The 17537-nt window shown below is 35.7% G+C and carries 14 protein-coding genes and 1 tRNA gene; 10 read left to right on the top strand and 5 right to left on the bottom strand.

What is annotated here, in order from left to right:
• Positions 1-97 precede the first annotated feature (97 nt).
• Positions 98-517, top strand: a complete 420-nt coding sequence (locus AC2CGN_RS15670) for a VOC family protein (RefSeq protein ID WP_054772434.1) — start codon at positions 98-100, stop codon at positions 515-517.
• Positions 518-781: 264 nt separating this feature from the next.
• On the opposite strand, the gene AC2CGN_RS15665 is transcribed toward AC2CGN_RS15670, so the two are convergent.
• The 3 genes from AC2CGN_RS15665 to AC2CGN_RS15655 all read right to left on the bottom strand — a co-directional run bounded on the left by AC2CGN_RS15665 (position 782) and on the right by AC2CGN_RS15655 (position 6044).
• Positions 782-1210 (bottom strand): hypothetical protein, encoded by a 429-nt coding sequence (locus tag AC2CGN_RS15665; protein ID WP_484514798.1) that lies wholly within the window; start codon positions 1208-1210, stop codon positions 782-784.
• Positions 1211-1834: 624 nt separating this feature from the next.
• Positions 1835-3784, bottom strand: coding sequence for a methyl-accepting chemotaxis protein (locus AC2CGN_RS15660; RefSeq protein ID WP_484514796.1), 1950 nt, complete (start codon positions 3782-3784; stop codon positions 1835-1837).
• A 310-nt stretch (positions 3785-4094) separates the two neighbouring features.
• Positions 4095-6044, bottom strand: coding sequence for a methyl-accepting chemotaxis protein (locus tag AC2CGN_RS15655; protein ID WP_484514794.1), 1950 nt, complete (start codon positions 6042-6044; stop codon positions 4095-4097).
• A 215-nt stretch (positions 6045-6259) separates the two neighbouring features.
• Between AC2CGN_RS15655 and AC2CGN_RS15650 the strand changes: the two genes are divergently transcribed.
• On the top strand, positions 6260-6634 hold the full coding sequence (locus AC2CGN_RS15650; protein WP_429988322.1) for a VOC family protein: 375 nt from the start codon (positions 6260-6262) through the stop codon (positions 6632-6634).
• A gap of 75 nt (positions 6635-6709) precedes the next feature.
• On the opposite strand, the gene AC2CGN_RS15645 is transcribed toward AC2CGN_RS15650, so the two are convergent.
• Entirely contained in the window at positions 6710-7450 is a 741-nt protein-coding gene (locus AC2CGN_RS15645; protein WP_484514792.1) for a hypothetical protein, read from the bottom strand.
• A gap of 265 nt (positions 7451-7715) precedes the next feature.
• Between AC2CGN_RS15645 and AC2CGN_RS15640 the strand changes: the two genes are divergently transcribed.
• The 5 genes from AC2CGN_RS15640 (at position 7716) to AC2CGN_RS15620 (ending at position 12138) form a co-directional block, all read left to right on the top strand.
• Positions 7716-8882: an acyl-CoA dehydrogenase family protein gene (locus AC2CGN_RS15640; protein ID WP_484514790.1), complete on the top strand. Its 1167-nt coding sequence runs from the start codon at positions 7716-7718 to the stop codon at positions 8880-8882.
• A 34-nt stretch (positions 8883-8916) separates the two neighbouring features.
• A complete protein-coding gene (locus AC2CGN_RS15635; RefSeq protein ID WP_286925503.1) occupies positions 8917-9792 on the top strand; it encodes a transporter substrate-binding domain-containing protein in 876 nt (291 codons plus the stop codon).
• Positions 9793-9947: 155 nt separating this feature from the next.
• Entirely contained in the window at positions 9948-10655 is a 708-nt protein-coding gene (locus tag AC2CGN_RS15630) for an amino acid ABC transporter permease (RefSeq protein WP_429983502.1), read from the top strand.
• 12 nt (positions 10656-10667) lie between these two features.
• Positions 10668-11369, top strand: coding sequence for an amino acid ABC transporter permease (locus tag AC2CGN_RS15625; RefSeq protein WP_286925505.1), 702 nt, complete (start codon positions 10668-10670; stop codon positions 11367-11369).
• A gap of 13 nt (positions 11370-11382) precedes the next feature.
• Positions 11383-12138: an amino acid ABC transporter ATP-binding protein gene (locus AC2CGN_RS15620; RefSeq protein WP_283870123.1), complete on the top strand. Its 756-nt coding sequence runs from the start codon at positions 11383-11385 to the stop codon at positions 12136-12138.
• Between the two features lie 764 nt (positions 12139-12902).
• On the opposite strand, the gene helD is transcribed toward AC2CGN_RS15620, so the two are convergent.
• Positions 12903-15206, bottom strand: coding sequence for an RNA polymerase recycling motor HelD (helD, locus tag AC2CGN_RS15615; RefSeq protein ID WP_484514787.1), 2304 nt, complete (start codon positions 15204-15206; stop codon positions 12903-12905).
• A gap of 407 nt (positions 15207-15613) precedes the next feature.
• Between helD and AC2CGN_RS15610 the strand changes: the two genes are divergently transcribed.
• The 3 genes from AC2CGN_RS15610 to AC2CGN_RS15600 all read left to right on the top strand — a co-directional run bounded on the left by AC2CGN_RS15610 (position 15614) and on the right by AC2CGN_RS15600 (position 17390).
• Positions 15614-16570 (top strand): AAA family ATPase, encoded by a 957-nt coding sequence (locus tag AC2CGN_RS15610; RefSeq protein ID WP_484514785.1) that lies wholly within the window; start codon positions 15614-15616, stop codon positions 16568-16570.
• A 24-nt stretch (positions 16571-16594) separates the two neighbouring features.
• On the top strand, positions 16595-17230 hold the full coding sequence (locus tag AC2CGN_RS15605; RefSeq protein ID WP_484514783.1) for an RNA ligase family protein: 636 nt from the start codon (positions 16595-16597) through the stop codon (positions 17228-17230).
• A gap of 92 nt (positions 17231-17322) precedes the next feature.
• Positions 17323-17390 (top strand) — tRNA-Ser (locus AC2CGN_RS15600).
• Positions 17391-17537: the final 147 nt, after the last annotated feature.

Genomic DNA, 17537 nt, shown 5'->3' with positions numbered 1-17537 from the left:
ATGTTATTATATAAGCAATTTTATTTAAAATTTGTCATACTATTTGATATCCATGTACAATAGAATTGTTTCAGAAAATGACAAAGGAGTGTTGGAGATGGCAGTAGAAGTGTATTTAATTTTTAATGGAAATTGTCGAGAGGCTGTAACGTTTTATGAGAAGGCTTTTAATACGGACAAGCCTGAAATTATGACCTTTGGAGATTCACCTCAAAATCCCAATTATCAATTACCAGAGGAAGCCAAAGATCTTGTCATGCATACACGACTTTCGATTTTTGATAGTACAGTAATGTTCTCGGATACATTCCCAGGATCGCCATTCACACGTGGAAACAATGTAACATTAGCTATTGTTTCTAGTGATGAAGAGAAGATGCGTAAAGCCTTTGAAAATCTGAAGGATGGCGGCAAGGTAAGTATGGAGCTACAAGAAACTTTTTGGAGTAAGTGCTATGGCTCGCTTACAGATAAATTCGGAATTGAATGGCAATTTAGTCATGAGGAAAATAAATAGTAAAAAAATATTAAAGGCTGTGACATAAGTAAACTTTCAAAGCAAAATTTAAATATTTCAAATCAGAAAAGCGCGAGAATCAACGTTTTTAAAATTTGTTTCTCGTGCTTTTTAAGATTTTAACCTGTTATGTCCCAGTCATTTATACAAAAATTCCTAGAACGTTATTCAGTTCACAACCTCTATTTTCTAAAAATAATAACTGTCCCTTAAAACTTATAAAAATGACAATTATGTAAAACTCTGCAGAAATAATTGGCCTTTTTAATTAGTAAACACTCCTACAAAACCATCATCATTGCCGTTATTAACCAGTTTTAATTCCTCAAATTGATTCTTTTTTTTACTTTCTATAAGGAATAGCGTTTTTTTATTGGTAATACTTCCTTCTGTAGTTGTATAAGAAAGGGTTAGAGTTTTCTTTTTCTTATCAAATTTAAATGAATAATCAGTGTAATTCTTAGTGTTTGAATTTATCAGAATATAAGTTTTATTCTTATTATTGTAAGCATAAATACCATCTTTTAACTCATCTCCAAAGACGTTAAGAACCTTTTTATTATCATTGTGATTAACATCCAGTTCTAGTACTCTTAAATTTTCAAATTTCGTTTTTTCTGAAATAATAATTTCAGGGTTTCTCTCATCGTGTTCAATACTTATACCGTTGCTACAAGCTGTTTGCGTAAACAATAGTCCAATTAACACACAAAAAATGAACCTCTTTTTCACCACTTTAATTCACCTTCTTTCTTGGTTACTTCAAACAATTATACAATAAATAAAACCATTATATACAAATAATGTAATTCACTATACACTGGAGTATGCACTTATAAATATGGGGTAAGTTGTCAAACGTGATATCGTTAACTAGTAACAAATTACTTAGTTTATTTTTGCATTATTTTTAGTTTTTAGTTGCAGTAGCCTTGTGGAAAATGCTGCCGAAATTGATTGAATTACAACCATTAGGGGAATTAGGATTTACATCAAATAACTGAATTAATGTATAGAGAGTGATAGTTCTTCAGTAGTCTAAAATTCAAATAATAATATGTATCAGTACTACAAACCATGAATACCTCACTAATCAAGCTAGGATAGAAGCTGGGACAAAACCTCAATACAGTAAAATTTTCTGTGCTTTAATTTAGATGAAAAGAAGGGACACCTTCTGATAAAATTAAAGTCACCAAACAATAACTGTGTCCTTATGTTAAAAAAGTAGAATCACCAAGAAAAAAGAGAAATCGGATGACATTGATTTCTCTTTTCTTAGATATGAGCAGCTAGTTATGTCCCAACCTCTATTTTTTAATATTTAAATTGGTTTACAAAGCCTTGGAGCTCATCGGCCATATCGAGTAGTGCTTTTGCAGCAGAGGCGATATCCTGCATGGAGGATAATGTTTGCTCAGTAGATGCAGCGACTTCCTCAGACGCGGCTGCATTTAGCTTAGCATGATCAGAAAGCTCAATTGCAGTAGCGGAAACTTCTTCGACCACTGCAGACATTTGTTGTGTTGATGCAGAGATATCCTCCATTTTTGGTGCAATACTTCTTAGGCTTGCGATAATACTCTCAAATTTCGTACTTGTGTCTTCGGAAAGTTTTAAACCATCCTGAACGTCTACGGATGCCTTTGTCATGGTTTGAACAGAATTCGCTGTGTCCTGTTGAATACCAGTAATTAGCGTAGAAATTTGCTCTGCCGATTGATGGGATTGCTCTGCTAGTTTTCGAACCTCATCAGCAACTACCGCAAAGCCTTTTCCGTGTTCACCTGCACGTGCTGCTTCTATAGCTGCGTTTAATGCAAGTAGGTTGGTTTGGTCTGAAATTGCACTAATAATTTCAATAATAGAGCCAATTTCCTTTGTTCGATCATAAAGTGTTTTAATCATAGCATCTGATTGTGCAACAGATTCGTGAATAGAAACCATTTGGTTAACCGTTTGCTGTACTGATTGACCGCCTTCTTCAGCCAAATTAATAGCATGGCTAGATAGGTCTAGAACCTGCATAGAGCTATCAGCAACCTCGACCACTCCTTTAGCTATCTCCTCGATAGAAATTGCATTTTGATCAATACTCGATGTTTGTTTTTCTGTACTAATAGCCACCTGTTGCATCGCTTCCGTCACCTGCTCTGAAGCAGCAATATTTTGTTCCGAATTAGCAGATAGATCTTGTGCTGACTTTTGAACATGCTCGGCACTCTGATTGACATTGCGGATTAATTTTTTTAAGTTCACCTTCATGGATATGAAGGCTTCACCTAGTTGACCAATCTCATCTTTCGTGTGTACTTCAATATACTCTGTTAAATCGCCATCACTAATTTTTAATGCGCTATTTTGAAGGAGTTTAAGCGGTTTAACAATAGACTTGATCATGTAAAGCATGAATATTAGACCTATAATTATTGAAAAGAAAGTAATAACTAAAATAATTTTAAAAGTTGAAGTAGCGGCATTTGTAGCCTCAGCCGTAAACATCGTACCAATAACCTTCCAGCCCGTTAGTTTATTTGTGACAAACTGTAAGTGGCGGTCATTTTCAACTATTGTTCCTTTCTCCTGCTCATAAACCTTCGAAATATAGCTTTCTGTTGCTTCAGAACCGCTCTCTTTATCTCGCTGAGAAACATATAGCTTATCCTTATCTATTAGGGAAGCAAATCCTGTTTCTCCAATACGAGCGTCCTCTGTAATTGCACCTAGCACAGAGATATTAAAATCTAACGCAATTACCCCAGATCCATCCGGAAGAGTTTGCATAACTGAAATAACCATGTTATTTGTTGATTTTGATATATAGGGTGAAGTAATGGTAACTTGTCCTTTGTTAGCGACTGCTTCTTTATACCAAGATCGTTCACGTGGATCATAGTCACTTTCATACTCATGAACAGGCTCATCTATTATTCTGCCATCCGAAGTACCTATATAAAGTAATTCAACCTCTGGGTGTGTATTTATATATTCTTGGAAAAGACCCTTTAGTTCATTGTTTTTTTCTCCCGATAGATAAGTTTGATCTACTTTTTTTGCAAAGTATTCGATATCCAATACTTTAGGAGAAATGGTATTTGTAATATTGGTATTTAGCATGCGTACGCTTTCTGTAGCACTTGCTTGTTGCTCCTTTAGAATTTGGCTTTTTGTACTTTTGAAGGAGGTGTATCCGATTAATAGAGTTGGAACGAGAAGTATGGCTAAAAATGCAAAAATTAATTTTTTTCGTAAGCTGATTCGTTTCATAGATAAATTCCCCCTTATAACAATATTTATATATATGAATAAATTGGACTACCAAAATGTTATTTGTCTTATTTTATCAGAAAAATGTATAATTGTATGTAATAAATTGGAATTTGTTAATGTTTTTCCACTTATAAATTGCTTCACTGATAGTTCAAATGTTTTAATCTGATTCTAAAAGTAAAATGAATTTAAATCAATGAAATTATCTAAAATATCAGAAAATTTAAACTCCTGTGTAAATTAATGTAGGCTATACAAAAATAAAAATCTGAGCTCAATCGCATGTTGAGCTCAGACGTATGAATCATCAATATTTAAAACGGCCTACATAGCTCTGTAATTCATCAGCCATATCAAGTAGTACTTTAGCAGCGTTAGCCATTTCTTGCATGGAGGATAATGTTTGCTCTGTAGATGCAGCCACTTCTTCAGATGCGGCAGCATTTAATTTAGCATGGTCCGTTAGCTCAATAGCTGTTGCAGAGACTTCTTCAACCACTGCAGACATTTCCTGTGCAGAAGCAGATATGTCCTCCATCTTCGGAGCCATTTCCCGTAAGCTTGTCATAATATGCGCAAACTTTTTACTTGTATCTTCTGTGAGCTGTAAGCCATCCTGCACATCTGTAGAAGCCTTTATCATTGTTTGTACTGATTTGGCAGTCTCTTGCTGAATACCTGCAATTAGTTCAGAAATTTGTTTTGCTGAATGCTGTGATTGTTCGGCTAATTTTCGAACTTCATCTGCAACTACAGCAAAGCCTTTTCCGTGCTCTCCTGCTCGAGCAGCTTCGATAGCAGCATTTAAGGCAAGAAGATTTGTTTGATCGGAAATTGCACTAATAATTTCTAATATAGAGCCAATTTCTTTTGTTCGGTCATAGAGTGATTTTATCATCCTATCTGATAGTGCTACAGATTCGTGAATGGAATGCATTTGCTGAACCGTTTGATCTACAGAATGACCACCTTCCTCTGCCAATTGAATAGCATAGCTAGTGAGATCTGAAACTTGCATAGAGCTATCTGCGACCTCAACCACTCCCTTAGCAATTTCTTCAACTGATATTGCATTCTGGTCAATTCCTGTTGTTTGTTTCTCTGAACTGATAGCCACCTGTTGCATCGCTTCTGTCACCTGCTCAGAAGCAGCAATATTTTGCTCTGTATTGGCGGATAAACCTTGTGCAGCAGCTTGTACATGCTGAGAGCTTTGATGAACATTACGTATTAAAGATTTTAAACTTACCTTCATAGAGACAAAGGCTTCAGCCAGTTGACCAATTTCATCCTTAGAATGAATATCAATAAACTCTGTTAAATCACCTTCGCTAATTGTTACAGCACTTTGTTTCAGTCGATTAATTGGATTAACTATGGATTTAATCATATAAAGCATAAAGATAATACCAACAATTATTGAAACAGCAGTGATTATTAAGTTCATATTAAAGGTGGAGGCGGCAGCTTTAGAGGCCTCGGCAGTAAACATTGTACCAACAATCTTCCATCCTGTTAGCTTATTAGTAACAAATTGTAGTTGCTTATTTGATTCTCTTACTGTGCCACTATCTTGTTCATATATTTTTTTGATATAGCTTTCAGTTGCCTCTGAGCCACTTTCGTTCTTTTGGTCAGCAATATATACCTGATGGCTATCTAAAAGGGAGGCAAAACCAGTTTTCCCAATGCGTATATCATTTGTGATGGTACTAAGGGTGGAAATGTTTAAATCTAGTCCAATTACGCCAGAGCTGTCAGGTAAAGCTTGCGTAATTGTTATGACAACGTCGCCTGTAGCTTGAGAAATGTATGGTGCAGTGATGGACACCTGGTCATTATTTTCTAGAGCTTGCTTGTACCATGGTCTGGTAAGTAAATCAAAGTCATCTGGATATACTTGCGTAGGTTCATCTAATAACCGACCATCTGCCGTTCCTAGATAGATGAGCTCTACCTCGGGGTGCATATTGATATATTCCCAGAAAAGCGTCTTTAGTTCTGGTTCTTTATCTACTTGTGTATAGGATTTATTCAGTTTTTTGGAGAAGTATTGGATATCTTTTATTTTTGGATCAATGGTGTTTGTAATATTCGTATTAAGCATGCGTATACTCTCGGCTGTGCTTGCTTGTTGTTCTTTTAAAATTTGTTGCTCGGCACTCTGGTAAGAAATAATGCCAATTAATAGTGTTGGGACGAGAAGCATTGCTAAAAATGAAAAAATGAGCTTTTTCCTTATACTTAGTTGTTTCACTTAAATTATCCTCACTCTTATATTATAGTTGTATACTTTTCCGCAATAGGTAAAGAATAGACTAACTAGCTTATTTTATCAAAAATAAATTAAATGTTAAGCGTTTTTCCATAAATGCTTTTTTATCAGAATGTTTGCAGTAATATTACTCATGAGTGAACATAGAAAGCTTACAATTGTTGTATACTAATGTTCAAAAGAGGAGGGGATTGTTCATGATTAAACAAATTGGACAAGTCATGATATATGTAAATGACCAGGATGCAGGCGTTAAGTTTTGGACAGAAAAAATCGGCTTTGTGGTAGTTGATGAACGGGAAGAGGAAGGAATACGAACAATTGAAATTGCTCCAACGAAAGACGCTCAAACGACTTTCGTTCTCCACAACAAAGAAATTATTGCAAAAATGCAGCCTGAATTGAATTTAGGGACTCCGTCGATTATGTTTTACGCTGATCATATAGAAGATCTGTATCAGGATTTTCAGGAAAAGGGCGTTATAGTAGGGGATTTAATAATGATGCCAATGGGGAGAGTATTTAATTTTGCTGATCATGAAGATAATTATTTCGCATTAGTTGAAAAATAAATAACAGTTTCGACTACTACCTCTAAAACGAGAATTTTTTTGAGCAAATTCTCGTTTTAAGTTATAGTAGAAAATTCATTTTAGGTCCTCACCATAAATCGATACCGTTTGGCGGTCCACACTAAATTTGTTACCGTTCCATTTTAGTATGTTCTCTACATAACCTAATCCATCAGCATGATATCTCCCCGCAATAGCCTGATACGCCAAAATTTCGTATATTCCATCCCGTTCATAATCAACAGGATACAACCCACTAATTGGATCAACCCATCCCTCTATAGGCTGTTTTAGTGTACCATCTTGATTATAGATTTCTGCTAAATATTCAGGTCCCTTGTACTGTAAATCAATAATATATTGCTTTTTAGGATTCGCGCTACGAACAGCTACTTTATACTGATCTTGATAATTGACTGTATATTTATTAGTGAAAGATTCTGTATCAAAAATAGAACGAACTTGCCCGTTTATCGAGGCAAAGATTTCACCATTGATAATTCCTCCACTACCTCCAGTGTCAGAAATAGCTAAAATATCATCTTGATGATTGCCAGTGAAATCACCTAGAAAAATAGTTGGATTATAGCCGATATTTTGCTTTAGTATTACTTTTTCAAATTTTTGTGTTTGCCCATAAAAAATCCCCAAAGTTAGATTTTTCCACAGGGGGCTATCTGGGGTTTTAGTTCCTATTAAAAGGACTGTCTCTAAAATGCCATCTCCATTTATATCGCCAAATTTTGTTTGAATAACCTCAGGAGTTGGATGTGCCATGGTGATATTACCTAATGACGGATTCATATTATTTGTCATACATACACCTCTTTCTACCATCTAGCATATGTTGTAAAAACAGCTTGGTGAATAAAATTGAGATAAAGCCAATAAAGCTTACAAAAAAACTTATATTTAACCCATTGACATTTTTTATTGTGAAAAGTATCATAAATGTCAACGAATCAGAAAATTCAGTACCAATTTAAATCTCACTACTAAAAAAGTAGTTAGAGATTTTTTTAAAAAGTTAATTCTTAGTAAATATATATGTTTTATATAATTTGGGAAGAAGGAGATTTTCTTGAAGGATTTATTTATTAAAACAGCGCAACAAAAGTATTGGCTCGATCAATTGGCTTCTATTGCAGAGCCGATTAGAACAGAGGCTAAAGAGGTAGATGAACAATCTCGCTTTCCATTTGAAGCACATAGACTACTTCTGCAAATCGGCTATCCGAGACTAACTTTACCGAAGGAATTTGGCGGTGAAGGTTTATCAGTTTATGATATGGTACTCATTCAAGAAACATTAGCAAGCTATGACGAAAATGCTTCCCTCTCATTAGGTTGGACACTTGGTGTTGTAGGAGAAATATATGAGACAAAATTATGGGCAGATGATGCACTGCATTTACTTGCGCCAGAAATAAAAAAGGGTGCTATTATCAATCGAGCTGTTAGTGAAGCAGCAACAGGGAGTCCAACACGTGGAGGGCGACCTGGAACAAATGCTATTTCAACAAAACAAGGATGGCTATTAAACGGGCGTAAAATTTTTACAACGGCCTCTCCAGTGCTCGATTATTTCTTAACATCAGCATGGATTGAGGAAAAAAATCAAATTGGCTTCTTCTTGATTCATAAAGATGTGAAAGGTCTCTCCATTGAAGAAAACTGGGAGATGTCTGCAATGCGAGGAACAAGTAGCCATGATTTAGTACTAACTGATGTAGTTGTTCCTAGTAATTACTTAGTAGAATTACCTAGTCATCCTAGCGGTGGCAAAATAAATGGGTGGATTCTACATATTCCAGCAACTTACTTAGGTATTGCGCAGGCAGCCCGTGACTTTGCACTATATTTTGCTAATCATCATCAACCGAATAGCCTAAATGCTCCAATAAGTACTTTACCCAATGTCCAGCAGCTTCTAGGCGACATAGAATTAAAGCTACATCAGGCACGCTTTGTCTTATACGGTGTAGCAGAGGCTTATGATGATCCAGCAAGACGCGAATTTTTAACAAATGAAATGGCTGTGGCTAAACATACCGTAACGAATTTAGCGATTGACGTTGTAGACAAAGCAATGCGAGTGGTGGGGGCAAAGAGCTTGCAGTTAACAAATCCATTGCAACGCTATTATCGAAATGTTCGTGCTGGTCTGCATAATCCGCCAATGGATGATATGACTATTATTAAGCTTGCAACGGCAGCAATTAAACAGCAAAAATTGAAGGAAAATTAATGGAAAAACCATTGAAAATAAGGAGAAATGACATATGTTTAAACAAAAGAACAAGATTTTCAAATTCGCTGCAATAGGATTGGCTTCACTTGCCATTTTAGCAGGCTGTAATTCAGAAGAATCCTCATCAGATAAAGGAACGGATGCTGATGGCGTAAAAGTACGTACAGTGAAAGTTGCTTTTGATCAGGCTTCTAAGCCAATTAGTTATATAGATGATAAAGGGAATCCAACAGGCTATGATGTTGAAGTGATGAAGCTAGTGGATGAATTATTACCTGAATATAAGTTTGAGTATGTAGGGACAACAAGTGATGATTTATTGATTGGTGTTGAGCAAGGAAAATATCAAGTAGGGGTTAAAAATGCATTCTTTACACAGGAACGTACAGAAAAGTTTATTTTCCCGAAAGAATTTTTAGGATTAAGTAGTGCTGGTTTAGTATTACGAAAAGAAGATGAAGGTATAAAAACATTAGAAGACTTCGCGAAAAAAGGCTATGCATTAGCACCGATTGCTGCGAATAATGCCCAGTATACAATTATTGATGAGTACAACACAGCTCATCCTGACAATAAAGTAAAATTACAGGCTGGAGATGCATTTACGGTTGATGTGGTGCAATGGGTAAATGAAAAACGTGTGGATGGCGGTGTTATGATTGAAGGTCCATTTAAGCAACAAGTTTTAGCAGAGGATGGTCCTTACTATAACTTAAAAGATGATGTTGTTTACAATGAATTTGCTGTTATCAAAACATGGCCATTGTTTAATAAAAAGGAACAAGAATTTGCAGATGCATATGATAAAGCTATCGCACAGATTAAAGAGCAGAAGAAAACAAATGAATTAAGCACAAAGTTTTATGGGCGAGATTTATTTGAAGTGTTAGAAAAAGTGAACCGTTAATAGGCGGTAATTAATGAATTCTCTTCGGAAGAGAAGGTGTTAGCAGCTGCTACTATCAATAAAAGGCTGTTGAGTCAGTATACTCAGCAGTCTTTATTCATACAAAGAAAAATTTACTACGCTATAATCAGATATTTATAAAAGTTGGTGAGGAAATGGAGAAGTATTTTGATGCATCATACATTTGGAATTCAATCCCTGTATTATTGCCCTTTTTAAAAGTGACATTTTTAGTTGCAGGATCTTCCATCGTATTAGGCACAATATTTGGCTTATTATTAGCAGCTGCAAAGTTAAGCTCAGTAAAATTGTTACAAAAATTAGCGAATCTATATACAACAATTATGCGTTGTACACCATCAATTGTCCTGTTATTTCTTGTCTATTATGGTGTACCGGCATTAGCAGAAAATGTTGGCATAAATCTGCATTCGATTGAAACAGCTATTTTTGTTGTTGTGACATTTACGTTGCAGTTCGCTGCAATTATGTCAGAAGTGATACGTTCTGCCTATTTAGCAATTCCTAAAGGTCAATTTGAAGCGGCTGTTAGTGTAGGATTAACGCCAATTCAAGCCTATCGACGTATTATTTTCCCCCAAGCACTTGTTGTTGCCTTACCAAACTTTGGGAACGGTATGATTGCGTTATTACAGGAGGGGGCACTTGCTTATACGATTGGCTTAATTGATATTGTTGGGAAGGCAAATTTAATTATTGCTAGTAATATAAATGCACATGCATTAGAGATATATATTGCTTTAGCTATTGTATATTGGGTGCTTTCAATTATTATTGAAAAATTCTTTGCTATGCTGGAAAAGTTTTTTGGCAAAGGGAAAAAGACATTAGAAACAACGTAGGGAGGGGAAACCATGAATTATCAATTTTTACTTGAAACCTTTTTTGTAGCATTATCAGGTGTTCCTATTGCACTCCTTGTAACAGTTGTTGCGTTGCTCATTGCTTTGCCACTTGGTTTTTTACTGGCATTAACACGGATTAATAAAATTCCAGTTATTCATCATTTAGCAAAGATTTATGTTTCCTTTGTTAGAGGAACACCCATAATTATTCAAATTTTTATTATGTATAGTAGCATTCCGTTAATGCTAAAAATTATTTTTGAAAAATACAATATAAACTATGATATTTATAAAATCAATCCTATTTGGTATGCATTTATTGTTTTTGCCTTTAGTACGACAGCTATTTTAATTGAGGTATTTCGTTCTGCTTTAAGTACGATTGAAAAAGGCCAGTTGGAGGCAGCGCATGCAACGGGCTTAACGACATTTCAGGCATATCGCCGAATAATTATTCCACAAGCCTTAGTGGTGGCTATGCCAAATATTTGTACAGCTACTGTTAATCTTATTAAAGCGACATCTTTAGGCTATGCTATGTCTTTACCTGAAATCACATTGAAGGCTAAGGTAGCTGCCAATGTTGGTTACAATTATGTAGAAGCATATATTGATATTTTCATTGTGTACTTAATTTTATGTAGTACCGTTGAATTTCTCTTTAAACGATATGAAAAGCATTTAAGTAAATTTAAAGCGGCAAATGCCTGAGGGGTGATGAAGCATGTTAGAGATTAAAAATATCCATAAATCATTTGGTAATAATGAAATTTTAAAGGGCGTCGATTTAGCCATTGATAAAGGTGATGTTGTTGTTATTTTAGGTCCTAGTGGTTCAGGGAAAACAACCTTATTACGATGCATTAATTTTTTAGAAAATGCTGATCAAGGACATGCAACATTTGGAGATATTCAAGTCGATTTTCAACATGTAAAGAAAAAAGACGTCCATGCAATTCGTCAGCGTGTAGCATTTGTCTTTCAAAACTACAATCTCTTCACTAATAAAACGGCCTTGGAAAACGTGACAGAGGGCCTTATCATTGGTCGAAAGGTACCGAAAGCACAGGCAATTGAGATTGGTAAGAAGGCACTTGATAAAGTAGGACTTTCGGAAAAGTATGATGCCTATCCAAGTCAGTTGTCTGGAGGTCAACAGCAACGGGTAGGGATTGCACGAGCAGTAGCATTAAACCCAGATATTATTTTATTTGATGAACCAACCTCTGCACTTGATCCAGAGTTAGTCGGTGAGGTACTACAGGTCATGAAAAACATAGCAGCTGAGGGTACAACGATGCTTGTTGTCACACATGAAATGGGCTTTGCAAAGGATGTAGCTAATCGAGTGATATTCATGGATGGTGGAGTCGTTGTAGAGGAAGGAAGTCCACATGATATATTTGTGAATCCAAAAGAAGAGCGAACAAAAAAATTCCTTAAACGTGTTATTCCAGAAGACTACACTTTCTATATATAAAAATGACAGGAGAATCTGTAAAGAACAGATTCTCCTGTCATAGTGTTGAAAAACTAAATGGTCAAGGGACTCTTTGTGAGTATTTAGTCAAAATGAAGGTAATTTCCGTTCCAGGCTACTCGCTTTCCTGTGGGCGAGCGACGAGCCGCTTCCTGCGCTGACGCTCCGTGCAGGGTCTCGTCTGTCTCGCTATCCCACGGGAGTCGAGTAGCCTTGCACTCCAATCTGCAATAGTGTAGAATTTTAAATATTTTCTTCCCTCAAAAGTAAAAAAAACATGTTACTCACCATCATTAAATGGATACAATAGTGGTACAATTCTATAGCTGTCATCCTACATTCTATGCATAAAACTACTTTTTCACTTTACATAAAAAGCCACTTATTACTGTCGCTCTGCATTCACATAGAAAAATGTTATCAAAGCTCCATTTTTGCACAATATAGTGATGGCTAAGACTTCAAATTTATCACTATTAATTTGTGTGAAATGCCAGAAGAAAATACTATGAGCAGTGGTTGATTGGAGTGTAGAATGAGTGACTCCTCGGGGATTCAGCGTCACAGATGAGACCCTGGAGCGAGCAGTGCGAGTGAAGCGGCTCATCGGACGCCCCCAGGAAAGCACTCAGTCGGAACGGAGATTAACCCCTCGTTTTGAAAAAGGACTATACTTTTAATTTGTCACCTTGATTTCATTGACATAATAGTATTTCAACAACATGACAGGAAAATCTGTAAAGAACAGATTCACCTGTGTCCTATTATTGTAGAAAATACGTTAATTGGTTGATGGCATAAATGCGCAACTCATGCATAGCTCTCGTGCAGGCCGTATAGAAATAGTTACGTTCGTTTTCTCTTGAGTAATTAGCAGCAGATGCATTATAGATAAGAACTGCATCAAATTCGATACCTTTTGCCATATATGCTGGCAGTAATAATATACCCTTTTTAAATTGCTTGGTATTGTGGTTAATCAGTTGAATATCTATTTGATTGCTTAATTGCTCATAAACATCAGAGCATTCAGCTGCAGTTTTACAAATTACAGCAATGGTTTCAAATTTGGTAGAGAGATCGTTGATGCTTTGGATAATTTGCTCAGTTAATGCCAATTCATTCGGCACAATAGTAATCGATGGTTCTGGACCATTTCGGTTAAATGCCTCTACTTGACTACTATCATTTAAAATCTTAGCAGTGAGTTGAATAATTTGCTTTGTCGAACGATAGCTTTTCGTTAAAATCATTTTTTCTGCCTGATCCCCATATAATTGAGGGTCAAGCAATGAAGGATTACTAAAGGTATGCGGATGAATCGTTTGATGTCCATCTCCTAAAATGGTCATACGTGCCTTTGGAAATAACTGCTGTAAAACCGTTAATTGGAATGGCGAATAATCTTGGGCTTCGTCAATCAATACATGACGGATCATCGTATTTGTCTGTTGCCCTTCTATTTTGTCCTGTAAATATAAAAATGGTGCTGCATCCTCATAGGCAATCAGACGTTTTGCTAAATTAGGGAGAGTTCGCTGGCAAATATCCTCCCAATTGTCCGGCATAAGGTGCTGTAATTCTTTATGAACGGGACTATGCAAATCAAAGAGTTGTCGATACGTACCTAATATATGGACAAACCTTAACTGATGAACGGAGCTGCGTAATGGTTTAAAGTGTTTTTTGGTAATTTGTCTCGCTAATTTTTTGCGTTCTTGATCAAAATCATCGAAAGAGTTTTCTGTATAGCGTCCCTCAAATAAAAGCTCCTTGTAGGACTTGGAGTAGTCCTCCTTGTCTAATAGTTCAGCCTCTTCTTCTACCCATTCCTTTCTTCGTTCATCCCTTTCAAATTTCGTTAATTGCTGCAATAACCATTCTTTCACTAATTGTAGGCGATCAGGTATCGACATTGTGAAAGGGAAAGAATAGAAATATTCCGAAATCACTTGGGCTGGAATAATTCGTTCTCCACGAAAAACAATATTTTTAAATAATAAGCCTTTCTTCGATAAATAGCTTACATAATGATCCATTAATTGTTTGTAAGTAAGACTCGCTTTAAAAGAAATAGTACTTAATTTTGTTCGATAATGAGCGTCATTCTTTTCTGTTAAAAGATCTTCAAGCTGCTCATAAGGATATTCTAATTGGAACTGTCGACCTAAACGTTTCTCAGCATACTCAATGAACGTCAATTGCTGCATATTGTCCTCACCTAAATCAGGTAAGACCGTATGGACATATTGATTAAAAAGTTGATTAGGTGTAATCAGTAAAATTTGATCTGCAGTCATTTCATTGCGATAACGATACAATAGATAGGCTACTCGTTGTAAAGCAACAGCTGTTTTACCACTACCCGCAACACCCTCTACGATGAGATAGCGTGAGTGAACATGTCGAATAATCTTATTTTGTTCAGCTTGAATCGTTGCAACGATACTACGAATATGTTCGTTTGCGTTTTGCGCAAGAATATCAAGCAATAAGTCATCACCAATGGTAAGACCAGTATTAAACATGGATTGTAGCTGCCCATTTTTAATTATAAATTGGCGTTTTAGTAACATTTCACCATGAATTTCTTCACCTAATGTTTCGTAGGTTGCATCGCCAGGTGTGTAATCATAGTACATACTCGATATAGGTGCACGCCAATCATAAATAACTATATTGTCATCCTGTTCGTCCAATAATGTGGCTACACCTATATAAATTTTTAAAGGATCTTGGTGCCCATTTTGTAAAAAGTCAATACGAGCAAAATAGGGTGATTGTTGTAAACGTTCGTATACCTTTACGTTACGAATTGCACGTTGCTGTGCAAGCTCTGAGTCAGATAGAAGCTCTACCTGTTGCTTAATCGCAAAAAAGGTTTCGTCAACATCTTCAGCAGTATCTAAATTAACTCTGACATCGTTCCAAAAGGATTTCTTCAGGGCGACAGCATTTTCTTTGAAGCCTTTTTCCTTTAGCAGTAATTCATTTTTTTTGTAATCAATGAGATTTAAACTATGCTCTAGGTAATGCTTTTCTTCTAGCCATTCTTTTTGATTTTCCAAAGTTTACTCACATTCCTCTCCAATTTTTCTCTTCCTGTGGCAGTAATCCTCACCTATAAAGATGGTGAAAATGAAGGTAATTGTGATTCTCTATTAAATGGTTGTCCAAACACCTTTATCCCAAGGGGAAAAGTAGGGTGATTGAATCAGGAAATTTATCATACATCTACTTCGCAAAGAAGTATAGTCTAGTAATTTTTGTAAATTTATGATACAATAACAGTGTAAGGTAATAAAATATTAATACATACAGATTGCTCTACAAAAAGGTGGAGCAGTCTTTTTTATATGTACTATCCCGACACAATATGACTGATTACAATAAATTATTGTTAAAATTAATAGCATCCATACCTAAAGAATTTGACACGGTACACGATATAGAATCTTGAAGGGAGGTGAAAAGGATGAAGGTAATCTTTACAGTGGGGTTGCCTGGGAGTGGAAAAAGTACATTTGTGAAACAGTTAGCAATAAGCGAAAATGCGGTCATTCTTTCGAGTGATGCAATACGTCAGGAATTGTTTGGCGATGCAACGAAGCAAAAATCACGTGTAGTCTTTCGTACATTATATGAGCGTTTAAATAATTTAGTGGCAAAAGGTTTTTCTGTCATAGTTGATGCCACAAATATTGAAAGGGACCGCAGGGTGTTTGCACTTCGTAAATTGCCAAGCACCATTAAGAAGGAATGCTATTACTTTGATACACCTTATTCAATTTGTGTAGCTAGAAACCAACAACGGAAGCGGCATGTACCATTATTGGTGATGGAAAAAATGAGAAAGCATTTAGAATTCCCAACAGTAGGAGAAGGATTTGATGTAGTGCATATTGTACATGATTCAAGTCCCTATGAAATTTCTCGACAGCAATTTATTGCACTCATTCAAAGCCAGCCCACCTATGAAGAGCTTTTTCAAACACTTCGATCAATCCCACTTTTTAAAGAAATTTATCAATTCAATCAAGAAAACCCATTCCATCAATTTTTATTATGTCAGCATACGTATTTCGTATTAGCCTATATCAATGAATACTATATGGAGAGCGACAAATTGGCATTACAAATAGCTGCATTGTTTCATGATGTCGGCAAGCCATTTTGTAAAAAATATAAACCATTCCAACAACGATATGGCTATTTTGGACATGAAAATGTATCTGCTCAACTGGTTTGTCATTTTTTATTAGAGTTAGGCTTTGAGAAGAACTTTGTTTTAAAGGTCGTTTATTTAGTGCAATTCCATATGTTAATACAGTATGGGGGCGATAAAGGTGGCAGTGAAATTTATCATCTATTAGATGGTGATTTATTAACGAGGCTTTACTTTTTCCGTGAAGCAGATCAATTTGCTAAATAAATAATAGGGAAAGGAAGTGATGATATGTCGAAATTAAAAAAATACCCAAGAAGCTTTCATTTACCTTGGAGCAGGGGCTATACCCATGATGATAAAGTTGCTAAAAACGTGAATCACTTTTTAGGAAAAGAAGTGGTTGTCACTGAAAAATTAGATGGGGAAGGCACAACCCTTTACAGAGACTATATGCATGCTAGAAGTATCAATTCAGCCAACCATCCCTCTAGACATTGGGTAAAAACATTTCACGCGAGTTTTGCGTATAGGATTCCAAATGATTGGCGATTATGTGGAGAAAATGTTTACGCCAAGCATTCCATTTATTATCAAGCGTTAACAAGCTACTTTTATTTGTTTAGTATTTGGAATGAAGATAATATTTGTTTTAGCTGGGATGAGACGATTGCCTTTGCTGCTGAGTTAGGTATTGAAACGGTACCTGTTTTATATCGAGGGATTTTCGATGAAGAAAAAATAAAACGTACATTTACGGGTATATCACTGTTTGATGGTGAACAAGAAGGGTATGTCATTAGAAATGCTGGTTCATTTCATTACGACGATTTCCAATTCAATTTAGGGAAATTTGTCAGAATGGATCATGTTCAAACAAGTGAGCATTGGTTACAAGAAGAAGTCATTCCTAATCGTTTAAAATAAACCTGATGTAGGAGAAAATGTGATTTCAAAATAGTAAAAAGGGACTGAGAAAAATGTAATACTACATCAATCAATCAAAAATTATATATTATGAGGAAGAATGCAAGGGCTGCATATCCCTATAGAAAAGGGGTTACGGGTTCGATTCCTGTTATCCTCACTTAATAAAATGTTAACGTGTTATTAAAAGGTCTCCTTATAAACTTGGAGGTACTGATAAAGTCGATTTGCCACAAAAAATGTGATGCAAATCGGCTTTTTTAAATTTTTATTGCCCTATAACCCTTGAAGGGGGTTTTTCTATGGG

This window comes from Lysinibacillus sp. DFXJR4 (genome assembly GCF_057196045.1).
Note: the sequence above shows the minus strand (reverse complement) of the source record. Positions and strands in the feature narration are given on the sequence as shown.

What these genes read in the sequence shown, in the direction of transcription:
- AC2CGN_RS15670 (WP_054772434.1), top strand. Translation starts at nt 98, where the DNA reads ATGGCAGTAGAAGTGTATTTAATTTTTAATGGAAATTGTCGAGAGGCT.
- AC2CGN_RS15660 (WP_484514796.1), bottom strand. Translation starts at nt 3,784, where the DNA reads ATGAAACGAATCAGCTTACGAAAAAAATTAATTTTTGCATTTTTAGCC.
- AC2CGN_RS15650 (WP_429988322.1), top strand. Translation starts at nt 6,260, where the DNA reads ATGATTAAACAAATTGGACAAGTCATGATATATGTAAATGACCAGGAT.
- AC2CGN_RS15645 (WP_484514792.1), bottom strand. Translation starts at nt 7,450, where the DNA reads ATGACAAATAATATGAATCCGTCATTAGGTAATATCACCATGGCACAT.
- AC2CGN_RS15635 (WP_286925503.1), top strand. Translation starts at nt 8,917, where the DNA reads ATGTTTAAACAAAAGAACAAGATTTTCAAATTCGCTGCAATAGGATTG.
- AC2CGN_RS15630 (WP_429983502.1), top strand. Translation starts at nt 9,948, where the DNA reads ATGGAGAAGTATTTTGATGCATCATACATTTGGAATTCAATCCCTGTA.
- AC2CGN_RS15625 (WP_286925505.1), top strand. Translation starts at nt 10,668, where the DNA reads ATGAATTATCAATTTTTACTTGAAACCTTTTTTGTAGCATTATCAGGT.
- AC2CGN_RS15620 (WP_283870123.1), top strand. Translation starts at nt 11,383, where the DNA reads ATGTTAGAGATTAAAAATATCCATAAATCATTTGGTAATAATGAAATT.
- AC2CGN_RS15610 (WP_484514785.1), top strand. Translation starts at nt 15,614, where the DNA reads ATGAAGGTAATCTTTACAGTGGGGTTGCCTGGGAGTGGAAAAAGTACA.
- AC2CGN_RS15605 (WP_484514783.1), top strand. Translation starts at nt 16,595, where the DNA reads ATGTCGAAATTAAAAAAATACCCAAGAAGCTTTCATTTACCTTGGAGC.